General features: G+C 30.2%; 17 protein-coding genes. 8 read left to right on the top strand and 9 right to left on the bottom strand.

The genetic code is table 11. The features are described from left to right. The first annotated feature begins 40 nt into the window (after nucleotides 1–40). Complete coding sequence (locus AC1XJX_RS00835; RefSeq protein WP_482002059.1) at nucleotides 41–1,813, top strand: MutS-related protein; 1,773 nt, start codon at nucleotides 41–43, stop codon at nucleotides 1,811–1,813. 3 nt (nucleotides 1,814–1,816) lie between these two features. Here the strand turns inward: AC1XJX_RS00835 and AC1XJX_RS00830 are convergent, their stop codons facing one another. Next, nucleotides 1,817–2,707, bottom strand: coding sequence for a thioredoxin family protein (locus tag AC1XJX_RS00830; protein ID WP_482002058.1), 891 nt, complete (start codon nucleotides 2,705–2,707; stop codon nucleotides 1,817–1,819). A gap of 174 nt (nucleotides 2,708–2,881) precedes the next feature. On the opposite strand from AC1XJX_RS00830, the gene AC1XJX_RS00825 reads away from it, so the two are divergent. Genes AC1XJX_RS00825 through AC1XJX_RS00815 form a run of 3 tightly spaced genes read left to right on the top strand, consistent with a single transcriptional unit; the run spans nucleotide 2,882 to nucleotide 5,694 of the window. Then, nucleotides 2,882–3,853: a sensor histidine kinase gene (locus AC1XJX_RS00825; RefSeq protein WP_482002057.1), complete on the top strand. Its 972-nt coding sequence runs from the start codon at nucleotides 2,882–2,884 to the stop codon at nucleotides 3,851–3,853. Further along, nucleotides 3,850–4,542: a LytR/AlgR family response regulator transcription factor gene (locus AC1XJX_RS00820; RefSeq protein WP_482002056.1), complete on the top strand. Its 693-nt coding sequence runs from the start codon at nucleotides 3,850–3,852 to the stop codon at nucleotides 4,540–4,542. The genes AC1XJX_RS00825 and AC1XJX_RS00820 overlap by 4 nt, the downstream gene beginning before the upstream one ends. A 9-nt stretch (nucleotides 4,543–4,551) precedes the next feature. Next, a complete protein-coding gene (locus tag AC1XJX_RS00815; RefSeq protein WP_482002055.1) occupies nucleotides 4,552–5,694 on the top strand; it encodes a methionine aminotransferase in 1,143 nt (380 codons plus the stop codon). On the opposite strand, the gene AC1XJX_RS00810 is transcribed toward AC1XJX_RS00815, so the two are convergent. Then, nucleotides 5,691–6,851, bottom strand: coding sequence for a serine hydrolase domain-containing protein (locus tag AC1XJX_RS00810; RefSeq protein ID WP_482002054.1), 1,161 nt, complete (start codon nucleotides 6,849–6,851; stop codon nucleotides 5,691–5,693). The genes AC1XJX_RS00815 and AC1XJX_RS00810 overlap by 4 nt on opposite strands. 78 nt (nucleotides 6,852–6,929) lie before the next feature. On the opposite strand from AC1XJX_RS00810, the gene AC1XJX_RS00805 reads away from it, so the two are divergent. Further along, the gene (locus tag AC1XJX_RS00805) at nucleotides 6,930–7,709 is read left to right on the top strand and encodes an amidohydrolase (RefSeq protein ID WP_482002053.1); all 780 of its coding nucleotides are present in this window, start codon (nucleotides 6,930–6,932) and stop codon (nucleotides 7,707–7,709) included. Here the strand turns inward: AC1XJX_RS00805 and AC1XJX_RS00800 are convergent. After that, nucleotides 7,702–9,303, bottom strand: a complete 1,602-nt coding sequence (locus AC1XJX_RS00800; protein ID WP_482002052.1) for an Ig-like domain-containing domain — start codon at nucleotides 9,301–9,303, stop codon at nucleotides 7,702–7,704. The two genes, AC1XJX_RS00805 and AC1XJX_RS00800, sit on opposite strands and share 8 nt — an antisense overlap. A 57-nt stretch (nucleotides 9,304–9,360) precedes the next feature. Next, nucleotides 9,361–10,038: a ComF family protein gene (locus AC1XJX_RS00795; RefSeq protein ID WP_482002051.1), complete on the bottom strand. Its 678-nt coding sequence runs from the start codon at nucleotides 10,036–10,038 to the stop codon at nucleotides 9,361–9,363. 107 nt (nucleotides 10,039–10,145) lie between these two features. Here AC1XJX_RS00795 and AC1XJX_RS00790 point away from each other — a divergent pair, with 107 nt between their 5' ends. Next, nucleotides 10,146–11,687: a glycine--tRNA ligase gene (locus tag AC1XJX_RS00790; RefSeq protein WP_482002050.1), complete on the top strand. Its 1,542-nt coding sequence runs from the start codon at nucleotides 10,146–10,148 to the stop codon at nucleotides 11,685–11,687. 78 nt (nucleotides 11,688–11,765) lie between these two features. Here the strand turns inward: AC1XJX_RS00790 and AC1XJX_RS00785 are convergent, their stop codons facing one another. The 3 genes from AC1XJX_RS00785 to AC1XJX_RS00775 all read right to left on the bottom strand — a co-directional run bounded on the left by AC1XJX_RS00785 (nucleotide 11,766) and on the right by AC1XJX_RS00775 (nucleotide 14,421). Further along, nucleotides 11,766–12,332, bottom strand: a complete 567-nt coding sequence (locus tag AC1XJX_RS00785) for a DUF3575 domain-containing protein (protein WP_482002049.1) — start codon at nucleotides 12,330–12,332, stop codon at nucleotides 11,766–11,768. Nucleotides 12,333–12,435: 103 nt separating this feature from the next. Beyond that, nucleotides 12,436–12,906 carry an Lrp/AsnC family transcriptional regulator gene (locus AC1XJX_RS00780; protein ID WP_482002048.1) on the bottom strand — a complete coding sequence of 157 codons (471 nt, stop codon included), beginning with the start codon at nucleotides 12,904–12,906 and terminating at the stop codon, nucleotides 12,436–12,438. 153 nt (nucleotides 12,907–13,059) lie between these two features. Beyond that, nucleotides 13,060–14,421: a saccharopine dehydrogenase family protein gene (locus AC1XJX_RS00775; RefSeq protein WP_482002047.1), complete on the bottom strand. Its 1,362-nt coding sequence runs from the start codon at nucleotides 14,419–14,421 to the stop codon at nucleotides 13,060–13,062. Between the two features lie 108 nt (nucleotides 14,422–14,529). Between AC1XJX_RS00775 and AC1XJX_RS00770 the strand changes: the two genes are divergently transcribed. Together AC1XJX_RS00770 and pckA are read left to right on the top strand one after the other, a co-directional pair. Continuing rightward, nucleotides 14,530–14,925 (top strand): DUF423 domain-containing protein, encoded by a 396-nt coding sequence (locus AC1XJX_RS00770; RefSeq protein ID WP_482002046.1) that lies wholly within the window; start codon nucleotides 14,530–14,532, stop codon nucleotides 14,923–14,925. 63 nt (nucleotides 14,926–14,988) lie between these two features. Then, nucleotides 14,989–16,599 (top strand): phosphoenolpyruvate carboxykinase (ATP), encoded by a 1,611-nt coding sequence (pckA, locus tag AC1XJX_RS00765; RefSeq protein ID WP_482002045.1) that lies wholly within the window; start codon nucleotides 14,989–14,991, stop codon nucleotides 16,597–16,599. Nucleotides 16,600–16,659: 60 nt separating this feature from the next. Here the strand turns inward: pckA and AC1XJX_RS00760 are convergent, their stop codons facing one another. After that, the gene (locus tag AC1XJX_RS00760; protein WP_482002044.1) at nucleotides 16,660–17,409 is read right to left on the bottom strand and encodes a uroporphyrinogen-III synthase; all 750 of its coding nucleotides are present in this window, start codon (nucleotides 17,407–17,409) and stop codon (nucleotides 16,660–16,662) included. Between the two features lie 20 nt (nucleotides 17,410–17,429). Then, nucleotides 17,430–18,077: a DUF4271 domain-containing protein gene (locus tag AC1XJX_RS00755; protein ID WP_482002043.1), complete on the bottom strand. Its 648-nt coding sequence runs from the start codon at nucleotides 18,075–18,077 to the stop codon at nucleotides 17,430–17,432. Nucleotides 18,078–18,111: the final 34 nt, after the last annotated feature.

The raw sequence follows: 18,111 nt of genomic DNA, 5'->3' as shown, positions 1-18,111 counted from the left end.
TTCAGGGCTTTTTTGTTTCTTTATATCAGAATTAAAACAAATGAATAGTCCTTCAACATACTATAAAAAATACTTAGAAATTTATACAGAATCAGTAAAAAAACTGACCAATAAGATAACACTTTTTAGCATCTATCGATTAGCGGTTTTTACACTAACATTTTTCGGTGTTTATATTACTTTTTATAAGTGGCAATTTGCGGTTATTATAGTTTTAACAGGGATGGTGGTTTTTGGTTTTTTACTTTCAAAATACACCGATTTAAAAACTCAAAAAGCCTTAAACAAAGCACTTGTTCAAATTAATGAAGATGAAATCGAAATAGCTTCAGGTCATTTTTATAACAGAAATGAGGGACTTCAATTTCAGGATGGAAATCACTTTTATAGTTTAGATATCGATTTGTTTGGAAGAGGCTCATTCTTTCAATTTATAAACAGGACTTCAATAAAAGAAGGAGCTCAAGAGTTAGCAAGGGTTTTAAAAGCTAATAATATTAATGATATTGTTTCAAGACAAGAAGCTATAAAAGAGCTAAGTGATAAAATAAATTGGCGTCAGCAATTTTCTGCAACTGCTAGTTTAGTTGAAGTTGAAACGCCTGCCCCAAAAATTATAAGTTGGTTAAAAAACCACAAAACATTTTTGCCAAAATACATGCGTTTGTTGCCTTTAGTTTTTACTATAATTTCCATCATTCTTCTTATGCTGATTGTTTTAAAATTTATCACAAATCCCGGAATTATTGGATACTGGTTGCTAATTGGTTTAATAATTACAGGAAGTTATCTGAAAAAAATAAACATCCTAGCATCGAATACTGATAAAGTTAGAGGCACGTTTAGACAATATGCTTTGCTCTTGAATTTGATTGAAAAAGAATCATTTTCTTCAGAATTATTAAAAGAAAAGCAGTTGCAAATTCAATCTATTGACAAAAAAGCTTCGGCAATTTTTAAAGCGTTTTCAAAATCATTAGACGCTTTAGATAATCGTAATAATTTGATTGGTGCTATTTTTGGCAATGGCTATTTTTTATCAGACATCAAAAACAGTTTTGAAATTGAACAATGGATACAACTGCATGCTAATAAAGTTGCCGATTGGTTTGAAGTGGTTTCTTTTTTTGATGCCTATAATTCACTTGGTAATTACGCTTATAATCATCCAGATTTTGTGTTTCCTGAAATTGATTTAAAAGGATTAGTTATAAAAGCCGAAGAATTAGGGCATCCTTTATTAAAAAAAGAAAAACGAGTTACTAGTGATTTAGTCATTCAAAAAGAACAATTTTTTATTGTTACAGGTGCAAATATGGCGGGAAAAAGTACTTTTTTACGCACGGTTTCACTTCATATTGTGATGGCAAATACTGGGTTGCCAGTTTGTGCTAAATCCAGTAAATATGCACCAGTAAAGTTGATTACAAGTATGCGAACTTCTGATTCTTTAACAGATGATAGTTCGTATTTCTTTTCTGAATTAACGCGATTAAAATACATTGTTGATGCGATTAAAAAAGAGCCTTATTTTATTATTCTAGATGAAATTTTAAAAGGAACCAATAGCACTGATAAAGCTATTGGTTCTAGAAAATTTGTTGAAAAATTAGTAGCCTCAAATGCTACTGGTATTATAGCTACACACGATTTGAGTTTATGTGAGATTGAAAATGAATTAAGTGATGTTAAAAATTATTATTTTGATGCAGAAATATTAAACGATGAGCTTCATTTTGATTATACTTTAAAACAAGGTATTTGTAAAAACATGAATGCGTCATTTTTATTGAAAAAAATGAATATTGTTTAGTTATTACATAACTGTTTTTATTTTCTCAATCATTTCAATGGCATTTTTATCATCAGGATTTAAACTCAAAACTTTGAAGTAGTTTTTTAAAGCATCTTTAAAATTTTTAGCAACAAAATAGGCTTCACCCAAACTATCATATACATTGTATTTGTATGGGAATATTTTAGTATTCAAGTCAAAAATGTAAAGCGCTTTTTCAATTTGATTAGAACGTAAAAGTGAATATCCAAACGTATTTAATTCTCTGCTTCCTTGTACAAATTCAGTAAGTCTTGAAACTAAAATCAACTCATCTAATTTTAGGCTGTCAATATATTTAGTGTTTAATAAATAGTGCATGTAATTGGCTGCCATGTATTTTGAAGTATACTTATTATTAGTAACAATTTTTAATATGTCGCGCTCCAAAGTTTCTTGCGGAGATTCTACAATTCTGTTAACCTCCAAACCGTTTTTATAAAAAATAAAAGTAGGTACTCGATGAATATTTAGACCCTTTTGTTCGTGATTAGGACTTTGTTTGTAAGCTTCTTCGGTTTTATCAACAGCTATAACTTGTAGTTTGTTTTCTGGAAATTTTGCAGCTTCTAAAATTTTATAAAATACTGGGATTTCACGTTTGCTATCTCCACACCAAGTTCCTAAAAACACGTTAATATCATATGTGTTTAAGGAATCTTTTAATTGTTTAACGATACTTTTATTAATTGAATATTCGTTATAATTTTCAGAAAACCATTCGTTAAATGAGTTATTGGTTAAGCCGTTTTTTTTTATTTCTCCAAGTAATATTTCGTTGCCTTTTTCATCTTTTTTAAGATGATTTAAAGTTTGTGCCAATGAAAATTGTATGCTAAGAAATAAAATTACGATTGTTACTGTTCGTTTCATTTTTTTGATTGTTCATGAAACCAAACTTATTACTGTTTTATAAGTTTAACCAATTAAGTTTACAAACAACATACTTAAGTTTACAAACGTCTTTTTTTTGGTTGTTTGAAAATACAAAACCTACTTTTATACATATTGTTTGATGATTTTAGCTTTTCTAACTACATTTAAAACATGACATTAATTAATAAACATATATCACAAATATTAGTTCATATCCTTTTTTGGATGTTGTTCGTATTTGTATCACTGTTTTTATTTTCAGATTATTATTGGAGAGAAAATCCGTTTTTACAATATGTTTCGCTTTTAGTAGTCATTGTTTACATCAACAACTTTTTTTTGTTACCCTTTTTTGTTAGAAAGAAGTTGTATGCACTTTATGTATTTGTTTTTGCAGCCATTTCATTTTTTGCAACACAGCTTTATTGTTATGCTTTTGCTCAATGCGGCTGTAGTTTACCTAAATGTTTAAGTGATTATTTATGGCAAACGTTGGTGCCGCTTATTTTCTTTTCATTTATATGGATTTTGTATCGATTTATAGATGAACAGGAAGAGGTAGTGAAAGTTAAAAAGGAACATGCCGAAATGGAGCTTAAATTTTTAAAATCTCAAATAAACCCCCATGTTCTATTTAATAATTTGAATACTATTTATTCGTATTCATTAGAAAAACCTAAAGAAACACCTGAACTCATTTTGATGCTTTCAGATAATTTGAAACACGTCTTATACGAAAGTAATGACGAAACAATTTCTTTAGAAAAAGAAATTCAGTTTATAGATAATTATATCAAATTTCAAAAAATTAGAACAGAAGGCGTAAAACAAATTCAGTATACAAAATCTATTGATTCATTTCAGTATCAAATAGCACCATTGCTTCTAATTACAATTATTGAAAATGCTTTTAAGCATAGTGCTTTAAATAGTAACATCATTATAGATATTTTAGTTGAAGAAGGGAATTTAAATTTCAATTGCCAAAATGATTTTAGCTTAGAAAAAGTAAGTTCCAATGATTTTAAAATTGGGCTTCAAAACTTAGAAAAAAGATTGAAACTTATTTATAAAGATACCTACACTTTTTCTATTGAAAAAGATGCAAGATTTAAAGTGACATTAAAATTAGATTTGAGATGAATTGTGTTATTGTAGAAGATGAAATTCCAGCTCAAAAAATTTTAAAGAATTTTATTGAGAAACTACCGAATTTGAAATTACTGGGTACTTTTAAATCTGCTATTGAGGCTAATTCATTTTTAATTACCAGAAAAGTTGATGTTATTTTTTTAGATATAAATTTGCCTGATATGTCTGGGTTAGATTTTATAAAAACCATTAATAACCCACCAGCAATTATTATGACAACAGCTTACCCTCAATACGCTGTAAATTGTTTTGAGCTGGACACTATTGTTGATTTTTTAGTAAAACCTTTCTCGTTTGATAGATTTTTAAAAGCGATAAATAAAGCTAAAGATCGATTAGAATTGCAAAAAAAACACATAGAAGAAAACGGAAAAACTATTTTTTTAAACGTAGATAAAACGCTTCATAAAATAATTTTAAATACTATTTTATTTATTGAATCGGATAGAAATTACATCACCGTAGTTACAAAAACACAAAAGTTTTCTTATATTGATTCGTTGAAAAACTGGACTGTAAAACTACCCCAAAATGAATTTATCCAAGTCCATAAATCCTTCATAATTAATAGTAAATTTGTAGAAAAGATTTCTGGAAATATCATTTATATAAGAGATTATAAAATCCCTATTGGACGATTTTATAAACAGGAATTATTAAAACAGTTACAAATAGTTTAACCTCATTATATGCAGTATATTTCTAAACTCCCAAATGTAGAAACCACTATTTTTTCTATTATGAGTGGGTTGGCTAAAAAACACGATGCTATTAATTTGTCTCAAGGATTTCCAGATTTTGAAAGCAATCAAAAGCTAGTAGATTTAGTTTCAAAAGCTATGAATTCGGGCTATAATCAATATGCGCCCATGGCAGGGAATTTAGAATTGAGAGTAGCCATTGCAAAAAAAATTCACCTGCTTTATAACTCAAGTTATCATCCCGAAAATGAAATTACAGTAACTGCGGGTGCTACGCAAGCTATTTTTACAATCATCAATGCATTTATTAAACCCAATGATGAGATCATTATTTTTAAACCTGCATATGATAGCTATGAACCTTCAATTATTTTAAACGGAGGTACTGTAATTCCAATACAATTAAAAGCACCTATTTTTTCGGTAGATTGGAATACTGTGAGGGAATGTATAAATAATCGAACCAAGATGATTATCATTAATACACCTCACAATCCATCGGGAACTATTTTTTTAAAAGAAGACATGTTGAAGTTGCAAGAAATAACAAAAGACACTAACATTATTGTTTTGAGTGATGAGGTTTATGAGCACATGATTTTTGATGGTGAAAAACATCAAAGTGCGTGTATGTTCTCAGATTTAAAATCTAGAAGTTTTATAACGGGTTCTTTTGGTAAAACGTTTCATAATACTGGCTGGCGTGTTGGATATTGTTGTGCGCCAAAAGAATTAATGGAAGAGTTTATGAAAATACACCAGTTTAATGTGTTTTGCATCCATCATCCAACTCAAAAAGGTATCGCAGATTATATGCAAGAGCCAAAACATTATCTGGATTTACCAGATTTCTTTCAAAGAAAAAGAGACTTATTTTTAAATTTAATTAAGGATTCTAGATTTAAATTCACTCCTTCAAAAGGCACTTATTTTCAAGTGTTAGATTATTCAGATATCACAGAAGAATATGATGTAGATTTCGCAAAACGATTAACAATAGAGTTTGGTATAGCCTCAATACCTTTATCTGTTTTTAACACAAATAATCTTGATAACAAAGTATTGCGTTTTTGTTTCGCAAAAACAGATAACACTTTAAAAAAAGCTGCTGATATTTTAAATAAAATTTAGTCTAAAGCTTTTGTAAGTTTTTGCATAAATTCGCCTATTTTAGAGGGTTCTAACCATCTTATTACAGCTACAACATGATGTTTTTTATCAATTAAAATAAAGTTACCTCCAAATCCTGCAGCATAATAAATATCTTCAGATACGTTTTCCCAATGGCGTGGTCCTTTTTTGTTTAACCACCACATATAGCCATAATTTACATTAGGGATTGATGGGTTTGTTGCATGATTAATCCAATTTTCACTTATAATTTGTTCATTTTTCCATTTGCCATCATTCAAAAATAACAAGCCAAAACGAGCCATATCTTCAGTTGAAATAAATAGACCACCACCAGAATGCCCTCCTCCAGTTACAGATTTCATTTGTATACCATCTATGGTTGTCCATGCGTTTTCGTAACCAAACCATCTCCAAGTTGTTGAGGCTCCTATTTTATCCATAACTTCATCTTTAAGAACTTGCGGTAGCGGTTTTCTCCATATTTGAAGTAATGAATATGCAAGTACATTTACACGAACATCATTATATTCCATAAAAGTACCTGGCTCTTTAAGTTCTCTGTATTTCCAAATATCTAAATTGCCTTCACTTGGTGGGCGATCTGCCCAATCTTTTCCTCCCCAAATTTCACCAGACCAATCGGAATTTTGTTGCAGTAAATGTTGAAATGTAATTTTAGAATTATGAGAACCATCAAAAGTACCATCCCAAATATAATCTTTGGCTTTATCTGTTTCATTTTTAATCAATCCTTTATCTACAGCTAAACCAGCCATGGTAGATAAGAAGCTTTTAGTAACACTAAAGGTCATGTCGACACGTTTTGTATCACCCCATTGGGCAACTATGTATCCTTCTTTTATAATAAGTCCTGACGGGCCTCCTCGTTTTTTTGTAGGACCCAGGATTTGATGAAAAGGTTCTCTTGCAAAACCTTCTAAAATAGCAATACGTAAATCTCTCGAACCTGAATACTCATTAATAATTGCAAAATCAATAGCCTCTTTTAAGGTGTTTTCTGTAATACTAAAACTTGATGCAGATTTGACTTCCCAATTTGCATTTCGGTCTGGGAAATATTTTATCTGAGCTTCTATTAAATTGACATAGAGTAAAACAGTTATTATAAGTAAAAGGAATTTGTTTTTTTGCATATTAAGTTTATGATATTTTTAACGGTTCAAATTACTCAATTAATTTTAAATCTTATTTAAAATGTGTAATTTTAAGACATGCAAGACGAATTAAAAATAGCGCTAATTCAATCTGATTTAGTTTGGGAAAATCCCGAACAAAACATACAGAATTTTACTAAAAAAATAGAAAGTATTTCAAATAAAGTTGATGTTATTGTACTGCCAGAAATGTTTACATCGGGTTTTACAATGAATGCATCTGTGGTAGCTGAGACTCTATATGGCGATTCTGTAAATTGGATGAAAGCAATTGCTAAAAAAACGAATTCAGCTATTGTTGGAAGTTTGGTTATAAGAGAGGGCGAACATTATTTTAACAGGCTATTATTTGTCGAAGCGTCAGGATATATTTCAAATTACGATAAACGACATACTTTTACATTAGCAGGAGAAGATAAAATTTATAAAGCTGGTACTGAAAAAGTGATTATAAACTATAAAGGTTGGAAAATATGTCCACTTATTTGTTACGATTTACGTTTTCCTGTTTGGGCCAGAAATGTAGCTGATTATGATGTTTTATTATATGTTGCTAACTGGCCAAAAACTAGGATTTCTGCTTGGGATACTTTATTAAAAGCACGCGCTATTGAAAACATGTGTTATTGTATTGGTGTAAACAGGGTAGGAAAGGATGGTGTTAATTACGAGTATTCTGGTAACTCTGCAGCGATTGATGTTTTAGGTAATGAAATAACTTCTATAAAACCAAATAAGGAACAAATTGAAATAGTTACTCTAGAAAAACGCCATGTTGATGTGTATAGAAATAAACTTAAGTTTTTAGACGACAGGGACAACTTTACTATTATTTAAATTGAAGTGTTTCTTGATATCCCCAATCTGCTCTAACTTCAATTTCTTGAAAATGACTAACACGCTCTGGTTGTATTTTTTTCAAATAATTACCTGTATCAAATTTCCCATTCCCATTAGTGTCATGAATAACTCTAATAAAATATTTTCCAGGTAATAAGTTTAAAAAATCAACAGGATCTGAGTTTGTAACTGCCTGTTCCATTTTCACTTTTCCTTCACTATCAGTTAATTGAATAATAAGAGGGTATTTAGCATTTACTAAAGTGAATCTAGCATATCCAAAATCTGAACTCTTTTTTGTGCTTACAGTAAAGTTTAAAGAATCGTTCTTATAATCAAAAAAATCAATAAATGCTTCTGGTAGGATTTGCATTTTATACCCATTATTTTCAGTTTTATTAAATCTTAAAGCGAATGTATTAGTGATAGTATCAAACTCAGAAGTAAAATCAATATTTATGGAATCTTTATCAATTAAAATAATTTTTGAAGCATCAAAATTAGTAAATGGTGTATTGCCTATAATTTTAAAATCTTCATCTAAATTAATGGTTCCTGATGGTGTTCTACTAATAGTTAAAGAGTCTCTTTTTTGTTCACTAATTTTTACTGTAAATTCTTTATCAAAATTTAAATTAGATACTTTAAAAACAAGAGAATCAACTTTCATTCTTGGTTTAAACCAATAATAAAGAGTATCAGCTTTCTCATCTTTTGTAATACGATATTCAAAATCTTCGGGAGTTTCCGAAAGGATTCTTATATCCATATTCTTATAGTCTCCTTCATAACCAAAGGCAATTTTTTCGCCAGAAAGCAATTTAGGTCTACTGGCACTAAAATCAATCTCTTCTGAGAATAATCTGAGTGTATATACTGAATCATTTGGAACTTCTATAAAACTTTTATAAAATCCTATTTGGTCTGTTTTTTGTTGAAATTTGTTATCGCTATTTTTATCTTTTAATGCAATCAACATGTATTTCCCAGCTTTAATATTTTCAATAGAAAAAGTAGTTAAACTATCTAAAGTATTGCTAACATATTTAGGGGTTTCTTTATAAATAATAGAATCTGTAAAGGTTGAGTCTACCTCATAAAGGACAACATTAACAAAGGTTTCTGGTTGTTTTTTTAGAGCATCAACAATATTGCCTTTTACAGTTAGTGAATCTATATAGTTACCAGTTGAAAATACATAACGGTAAAATGGATATGGGTTTCCTTCGTTATTATCGGTAATGCTATTTCCAAAGTTGAAAGCGTATGTGGTGTTTGGCTGTAGGGTATCAAAAATTTTTATAGAAATATATTTACTTGCACCACTAAGTGGCTTGACCACTGGTTGGGTTTTCATGGGTGGCGAAATAATTAGCTGCTTTTTTAAATCTTTGATCGTTATATATTCATCAAAATAAATTATGATTTCATTGCCAGCAAAATTTGTATTAAAATTTTCGGGTTGAGACTTGATAATACTTGGAGGTATGTCGTCCTTAGGGCCTCCATCTGGTGATCCTGTGTTTGCGCAGTTTATAAAAAAAGAGCCAATAATAAAGGCTAAAATAAAATTTGAAAGGGTCTTGTTCATTAACAATTTTAAATTTCTACAAACCTACATAATTTTAGAGATATAACGGCTAATACCTTATGCTATTGCCATAGTAGCTATACTTATTTTTACATTTTTAACTTGTTGTAAAATATTAACACAAGCCTCTAAAGTAGCACCTGTAGTTATGATGTCGTCGACCAATAAAACATGCTTATTGTCAATTGCATCCATATTTTGAAGTGCGAATAATTCATCATTATTATTCCAACGAGTTAATCTTTGTTTAGTAGTTTGAGATTTGGTATTAGTAATCTTAATTAAAATATCCTCGTTATAATTTGCGTTTATTGCTTTTGATATTTGTTGTCCAAATTTCGTAACTTGGTTATAGCCTCTTTTTTTTAGTTTATTTTTATGGAGCGGTACAGGTATTACTAAATCTATATCTTGGTATTTTTTTAATGTTTTTAACTCATTTCCAAGCCAATCTCCAAGAATATAACTAATTTTTTCATTGTTTTTGTATTTAAGTGAGTGCATTAGTTGTTGTACTAATCCTTTTTTTTCAAACCTAAAAAGTGCCGTTCCATTTTCTATTTTAGCTCGTCCATAAAGTACTTTTATTACATCATCCTTATCTTCAAAATGGAAATTTGTTACCGGTAGATCGTGTCTACAATTTAAGCAAATAGTATCTTCATTATCAGTTAGTAAGTTATGGCAAGCATAACAAACTTCCGGAAAAAATAAGTTTATTAGCGGTTTAAGCATTGTGTAATAAATGTTGTATTGTAAACTTAAATAAAAATTAATGAATCAACTGGTTATTTTTTTAACAAACCAGCTATTAGTTTGAAGTGGTTTTATATTTTTGCAGCATGATAAATCAAGAAGATCAATTTAAGAAGGTAATTTCGCATGCTAAGGAATACGGATACGTATTTCAGAGTAGTGAAATTTATGACGGTTTAAGCGCTGTTTATGACTATGCGCAGAACGGAGCAGAATTAAAGAAGAATATACGTGACTATTGGTGGAAAGCCATGGTACAGATGAATGAAAATATAGTTGGTATTGATGCTGCCATATTTATGCATCCTACTACTTGGAAAGCTTCTGGACATGTTGATGCCTTCAATGACCCATTAATTGATAATAAAGATTCTAAAAAGCGATATAGAGCCGATGTTTTAATTGAAGATTATTGTGCCAAAATCGAAGCCAAAATTGATAAAGAAGTCGCTAAAGTGGCAAAACGTTTTGGTGATACTTTTGATAAACAACACTTTTTGGCAACAAATCAGCGTGTTGTTGAGTATCAAGAAAAAATGAACGCTACACTTTCCAGAATGGCAAAATCTTTAGAAAATGAAGATTTAGCTGATGTTAAGGCACTAATTGAAGAATTAGAAATAGCAGACCCCTTAACAGGGAGTAGAAACTGGACAGATGTTAAACAGTTTAACTTAATGTTTGGAACCAAGCTTGGTGCATCCGCAGAAAATGCTATGGATTTATACTTGCGACCTGAAACAGCTCAGGGTATTTTCGTAAATTTTTTAAATGTTCAAAAAACAAGTCGTTTAAAAATTCCTTTTGGGATTGCTCAAACAGGTAAAGCCTTTAGAAATGAAATTGTTGCAAGACAATTTATTTTTAGAATGCGAGAGTTTGAACAAATGGAAATGCAGTTTTTTATTAAACCAGGTACACAAGTTGAATGGTATAACCATTGGAAGGAAACTCGAATGAAATGGCATTTAAGTTTAGGAATGGGTGCTGAGAATTATCGTTTTCACGATCACGAAAAATTGGCTCATTATGCAGATGCAGCTGCTGATATTGAGTTTAAATTTCCCTTTGGTTTTAAAGAATTGGAAGGGATTCATTCTAGAACCGATTTTGATTTAAGTCAGCACGAAAAATTCTCAGGTAAAAAATTACAATATTTTGATCCTGAAGAAAATAAAAGTTACGTGCCATATGTGTTAGAAACATCTATTGGTTTAGATCGCATGTTTTTAGCGGTTTTTTCAAATGCTTTAGTTGAAGAGGAATTAGAGAATGGTACAACAAGAACGGTTTTAAAATTACCAAGTGTTTTGGCGCCTGTAAAAGCAGCAGTATTGCCATTGGTGAAAAAGGATGGCTTACCAGAAATTTCTAAACAAATTGTTGATGATTTAAAATGGGATTTTAATGTAGATTATGATGAGAAAGATGCTGTTGGAAGACGTTATAGACGCCAAGATGCCAACGGTACGCCGTTTTGTATTACTGTAGATCATGATACTTTAGAAGATAACACCGTTACTATTCGCCATAGAGATTCTATGGCGCAAGAACGCGTAAAAATTGAAGATTTAAGACAAATTATTAAACAAGAAGTTGATGTGCGTACTTGGTTGATGAAAATGTAAAATTCCTGTAAAATTAGGAATCTCATAAAACAAAAACCCAAGCATTCGCTTGGGTTTTTGTTTATAAATTTTGATTTTCTAGAATCTATAACCAAGGGCAATACCACCTCTACCAACAACTTCAATATCACTTTGTTCTAACATGTCTCTACCAATACCTAAGTATATTTCTGCTATAAAACCTCTTTTTGTAACAAATTTTGCTCCAGCGGAAACACCAATGGCTAAATCTGTATATTTTTCACCTCTAAAACTTTCGGTTTGAGTTATTGGGTCATAACTATAAAATTCATCTTCGCCAGAATGTATCATAGCAAATCCTTCAACAAAAAAGCCTTGAGCATATTTGTTGGAGAAAAAATGTCGATAATAAGGTGTTATAGAAAACGTTCTGTACTCATCTAAACCATCACTATCATCTCTATCAGAACCAATTCGTGTAAGTAAGCCAACACCAAATGAAGACTCTTCATTTATGGTACGCTCATAGCCTACATCAAACCATTTAAATCCAATTAGGTTAGTCATATTTAGTTTTAATTCGTTAAAGTTTTGATTTGTTGTGTTGTCTTGTTCTGTTTCCTGAGAAAAAGATGTATAAGATAGTAACAAAGAAATGAGTGATAACAGTAGCGTTTTTTTCATAAATAATTATTAAATTAGTTTACAGCATAGTAACAACTACTATACCAATTAAAGATGCAATAATATTAAAAGGTTGCGTAAGAAACCACTTTGACTTTGTTAATTATATATGTATCTGTCTGTCAATTTGTTGATTTAGTGATATGATAGATTCGGTTCTTAAAACACCTGTAATGGTTTGAATTTCTCTGTTTAAAATATGCATTAAATGGGTGTTATCTAAACTGTACAGTTTTATAAAAAGGCTATAATTACCAGTAGTGTAATGGCATTCAATAACCTCTGGTATGCGTTTAAGAGCTCTTATTACATCATCTGTATTGGCAGCTTTATCCAGATAAATACCAACAAATGCCAAAGTTAAATAGCCCAGTATTTTAGGATCAATAATAAATTTTGAACCAGAGATTAGTTTTGATTTTTCTAGTTTTCGTATGCGTTGATGAATCGCTGCTCCTGAAATACCAACATTACGCGCAATTTCTAAAATTGGTATTCGAGCATCTTGCATTAAGTCTCGAAGTATCTTTTTGTCAATCCCATCTATAGTGATAGTTTTTGTTTTTTTGTCCATATTATGATTTCATTTAAAAACATAAAAATAACCATTTACTTTTAAATTGAAACAACGAGTTACGATAGCGATTTAAGTGAAAATCCTTTTTATTTTTTTAAATAAAAAGATTGAAACGAAAAGTGTACCCAAAGGGTAAGTCACTAAAATTAATTATTTAAGGGGGTTGTATCCCAAATATGGTACTTGTTTTTCGTTAAACGAGATGCCAAAAGATTCTAATTCTTTTAAAATAGGGTGATATACTTCTTTACTTATTGGAAGTTGAACACCAGGCGTTTTAATTTTACCATTTAAAATAGCGAGTGTAGCAATTGCGACTGGTAAGCCTACTGTTTTTGACATGGCAGTATAAGTTTGGTCATCACCCAAAACTACCATACTTGCATCTATTTGGTATTTTTTTCCGTCTTTTTCATAACCAAATTTATGGTACATAACAATCATGTCTTTGTCATTTTCTTCAAGTGTCCAACTATCTGTTAATATTTTTTGAAGTATTTGTGCCGGTGTAGCTTTTTTGAGTTCAACGCGTTTTTTTGCGTTAAAAATATCAAGTTCGATAAGTTTGTCCCAAACAATATCATCTTGATCTATTTTAAGTTGATGGCGTAACTTTAATTCTACAGAATCTGAAGGGCTATAGGGTAAGAATGCATTTATAAAATCTCTATAACTCATATTTTCACTATCATCAATTGTATAGCTGTCGTCTGTCATACCTAAGCTAACAAAAATATTCCAAGCTCTACTAAAACCAACGCGTCTTATGGTGCCACGATACAACGTTCTAACAGTATCTAATCCGTAAACGGATTGATATTTAAGCGAATCCCGGTTTGCGTAAACTTCAAATCGGCCATATTTGTCAATGTCTAAAAATTCAGTTCGTCTAAACAAACGATTATAAGGAATGTATTTATAAGTGCCTTCCTGTAAAAATTTTGCGGCACCACCTTGTCCTGCAGTCACTACATTTCTGGGGTTCCATGTAAATTTATAATTCCATAAATTGGTATCGTTTTCTTGAGTTACTAAGCCACCAGTAAACGATTCAAATAAAATAATATGACCGCCGTTATCTCGAATTTTATCTAAAATTTGCATAGCACTCATATGGTCGATCCCTGGGTCTAAACCAATTTCATTCATAAATATCAGTCCGTTAGCTTTAGCGTCTTTATCTAAAGCTTGCATCTCATCACTAATATATGAAGCTGTTATCAGATGTTTTTTAAGTAAAATGCAATCTTTTGCAACTTGAATATGAAAGCGTGCAGGAAGCATAGAGATTACGATATCTGATTTTTCAATGGCTTTTGAGCGAGCTTCATCGTTAAAGACATCCAAAATTAGAGCTTCAGCATTTTTATTACCATTTATTATTTTCTTAGTTTTTTCAATATGGATATCGCCAATAGTGATAAATAGATTTTCTGAAATAGATTTATCTAGTAAATATTTTAAAAGAAAAGAAGTAGATTTCCCTAAACCTATGATTAAAATCTTTCTCATTTTGGATTTTGTTGACTAGTTTTGTTTTAATTATTGAAATGCTTGAAACGTATTCAATTTTACGAAATTAATAAATATTAAAACTATTTATTACGAATAATTTATTATATGAACAAAAAAATTTTAATTACAGCGTCTTTATTAGGCCTGATAAGTATTGTTTTAGGAGCTTTTGGATCTCATGCGTTAAAACAACTCATTACAGTAGAAGCTCAAAATACTTTTGAAACTGGAGTTCGTTATCAAATGTATCATGCTTTATTATTACTTTTTATTGGAAGTACCTCATTTATAAAAGATAAAGTTAAAACAATCCTATTTTATTTAGTGTTGTTTGGTGTAATTTTATTTTCAGGCTCAATTTATTTATTGGCAACAAATACCTTAACAAGTTTTGATTTTAAAACTATCGGTTTTATTACACCAATAGGCGGACTATTATTAATCATGTCTTGGGGAATAGTTTTTATTAATTCCATAAAAATTATAACTAAAAACAACTAATAATTATTAGATGCTTTAAAAAATTGTCTTAATTTTGCCTAATATTTAATTTTAATGTTATTTATGAAAAGCATTAGTCAATCTACTACAACGATTTCGTTAGAACAATATGGTATAAAAAAAGCCAAAGTATGTTATCAATTGTCGCCTGTAGAGTTACATCATATGGCTATTGAAAAAGGGCAAGGCATAGAAGCCTCGTCTGGTGCTTTAGCTGTTAATACAGGGGAGTTTACAGGACGTTCTCCTCAAGATCGTTTTATTGTTAAGGACGACATTACAAAAGATAAAGTTTGGTGGGGACATATCAATATTCCTTTTGATCCTTTAAAGTTTGATAAGCTTTACAATAAGGTGGTAAATTATTTGTCTGAAAAAGAGATTTTTGTCCGAGATAGTTATGCGTGCGCTGATGAAAATTATAAGTTAAACATTCGTGTTATAAATGAGTATCCTTGGAGTAATCAGTTTGCCTATAATATGTTTTTACGGCCAACGGAATTAAAAAACTTTTATCCAGAATGGATCGTTGTTAATGCCCCAGGTTTTATGGCTAATCCAGGTGAAGATGGAACTAGACAGCATAATTTTGCAATTTTAAATTTCACTAAAAAAATTGCTTTAATTGGAGGTACTGGATATACAGGAGAAATTAAGAAAGGAATTTTTTCAGCGTTAAATTTTATACTTCCAGTGTTTAAAAATACACTTCCTATGCATTGTAGTGCTAATGTGGGTAAAGATGGAGATACCGCTATATTTTTTGGATTATCGGGCACAGGAAAAACCACATTATCTACTGATCCGAATAGAAGTTTAATTGGTGATGATGAGCATGGTTGGACAAACGAAAATTCAGTATTTAATTTTGAAGGTGGGTGCTATGCAAAAGTGATAAATCTTTCAAGAGATAACGAACCAGAAATTTATGATGCTATTAAAAGAGGAGCGATTCTAGAAAATGTTATTCTTGATAAAAAAGGTAATGTTAATTTTGAGAACACATCTATAACTCAAAATACAAGAGTTAGTTACCCAATTGAACATATCGAAAACATCCAAGTGCCCTCTATTGGTAGAAACCCTAGAAATATTTTCTTTTTAACTGCTGATGCTTTTGGAGTATTACCTCCAATTTCTAAATTAACTCCTAGTCAGGCTGCTTATCATTTTATATCAGGTTATACAGCAAAAGTTGCAGGTACAGAGGCAGGAGTTGTTGAGCCTGTGCCATCTTTTTCAGCTTGTTTTGGTGCGCCTTTTATGCCTTTACATCCCTCTAAATATGCTGAAATGTTGAGTAAAAAAATGATTCATGCTGGTGTAAACGTTTGGCTGGTAAATACAGGTTGGACAGGTGGGCCTTATGGCATTGGAACGCGAATGAAGTTAAAATATACAAGAGCTATGATTAATGCTGTTTTAAATGGCGATTTGGGATTATATAATTACGATAATTATCATATCCATTCTGTTTTTGGTGTGGCTCAACCAAGAGAATGTCCTGGTGTACCAACAAGTGTTTTAAGCCCAAGAGCAACTTGGAATAATGATCAGGCTTATTATACAACAGCTTTTAAATTATCAAATGCTTTTAGAGAAAACTTTAAAAAGTTTGAGCAACATTGTAGTGAGGAAATTAGACGTGGCGGACCTCAACGTTATGCGTTTTAAATAAAAAAGGGATGATTTTTGATTGAATCATCCCTTTTTATTTTATTAGAAGTAAACTTATTATTTCCCTTTATTTACTTTTTCAATATATTTTTCTAAAGCCATCGTCATAGATGGAGTTTCAGGTGTTGGTGCAGCAATATCAACACGTAGGCCTTTTTCTTCAACAGCTTTTATTGTAGTGTTTCCAAAAACAGCTATACGAGTTTCATTTTGTTTAAAGTCTGGAAAATTTTGAAATAAAGATTCAATTCCTGATGGACTAAAAAACACTAAAACATCGTAATAAACATCAGCTAAATCAGATAAATCACTTACTACAGTTTTGTAAAAAGTAGCTTGTTTCCAGTTTACCCCTAGAGCATCTAAGGTTTCTGGCACTTCATCTTTAACTTTATCTGTGTTTGGTAACAAGAATTTTTCGTCTTTATATTTTTTAATTAATGGTGAAAGCTCAGAAAATGAACGTTTACCAACGTAAATTTTACGTTTTCTATACACCACATATTTTTGCAAATAAAAAGCCACTGCTTCAGACTGACAAAAATATTTCATACTATCAGGAACTTTAAAACGCATTTCTTCAGCTACCCTAAAAAAGTGATCTACTGCATTTCTACTTGTTAAAATAATTGCGGTGTAATTATTTAAATCAACCTTTTGTTGTCTAACATCTTTAGCAGAAACACCTTCAACATGAATAAATGGTCTAAAATCAATTTTTACGCGTTGTTTTTCTTGAAGATCAAAGTACGGAGAGTTCTCAATTTTAGGTTCTGGTTGAGATACTAAAATAGTTTTTACTTTCATAATAAGAGTAAGTAATTGGGTTATTTACTAAAAAACACCTTGTAAATTAAGACATAGGGTGCGATTTCAAGTGCGCAAAGATATAAAATAAAATAGAATAAGTTGTTTTTTATTAAACTTTGATAGGTTTTAAATAAACTAATTAATCCTAGAATATTAACTATCAATAATAAGCTGATTATTATATAAAACAATATTAAATTTGGTTTAAAAGTAAATAACAATAAAGCATTTAAAGGAAGGAGTAAAAGGCCTAAAAAATTCTTGTAACTAATTTTTTGAAATAGATAAGTGTCAATTATTTTATCAATTTCAAAAAGGCTAGCAATTAACCGCTCAACAAGCACTTTTATCAATATAAAAGTAGCAATACCAAGGCATATTTTAAACATAAGGTTTATTGAAACAATGTTAGTTTCTGAAATACTTTGGTAAATTATGATAGAAAAAACAGAAAGTGAAAGAATTAAATTACTGAATAATAAGCCATCAAAAGTGTCAAAGAATTTTTGATCTCTTGCGTAAATTTTAAGGTATTTATTATTTCCTAAAACAATTAAAAAATCTTCAAAACGTTTGGGAGCAATCAATTTAGCAATAGCTACTATTACTAAACCAACAACCAATAATATGGTAAATAATTCGTTTGAAACAATGTTACGTAACATACCATAAAATTATTATAATTTTTTAAAACGAGGC

This window comes from Flaviramulus sp., assembly GCF_982512915.1.
Note: the sequence above shows the minus strand (reverse complement) of the source record. Positions and strands in the feature narration are given on the sequence as shown.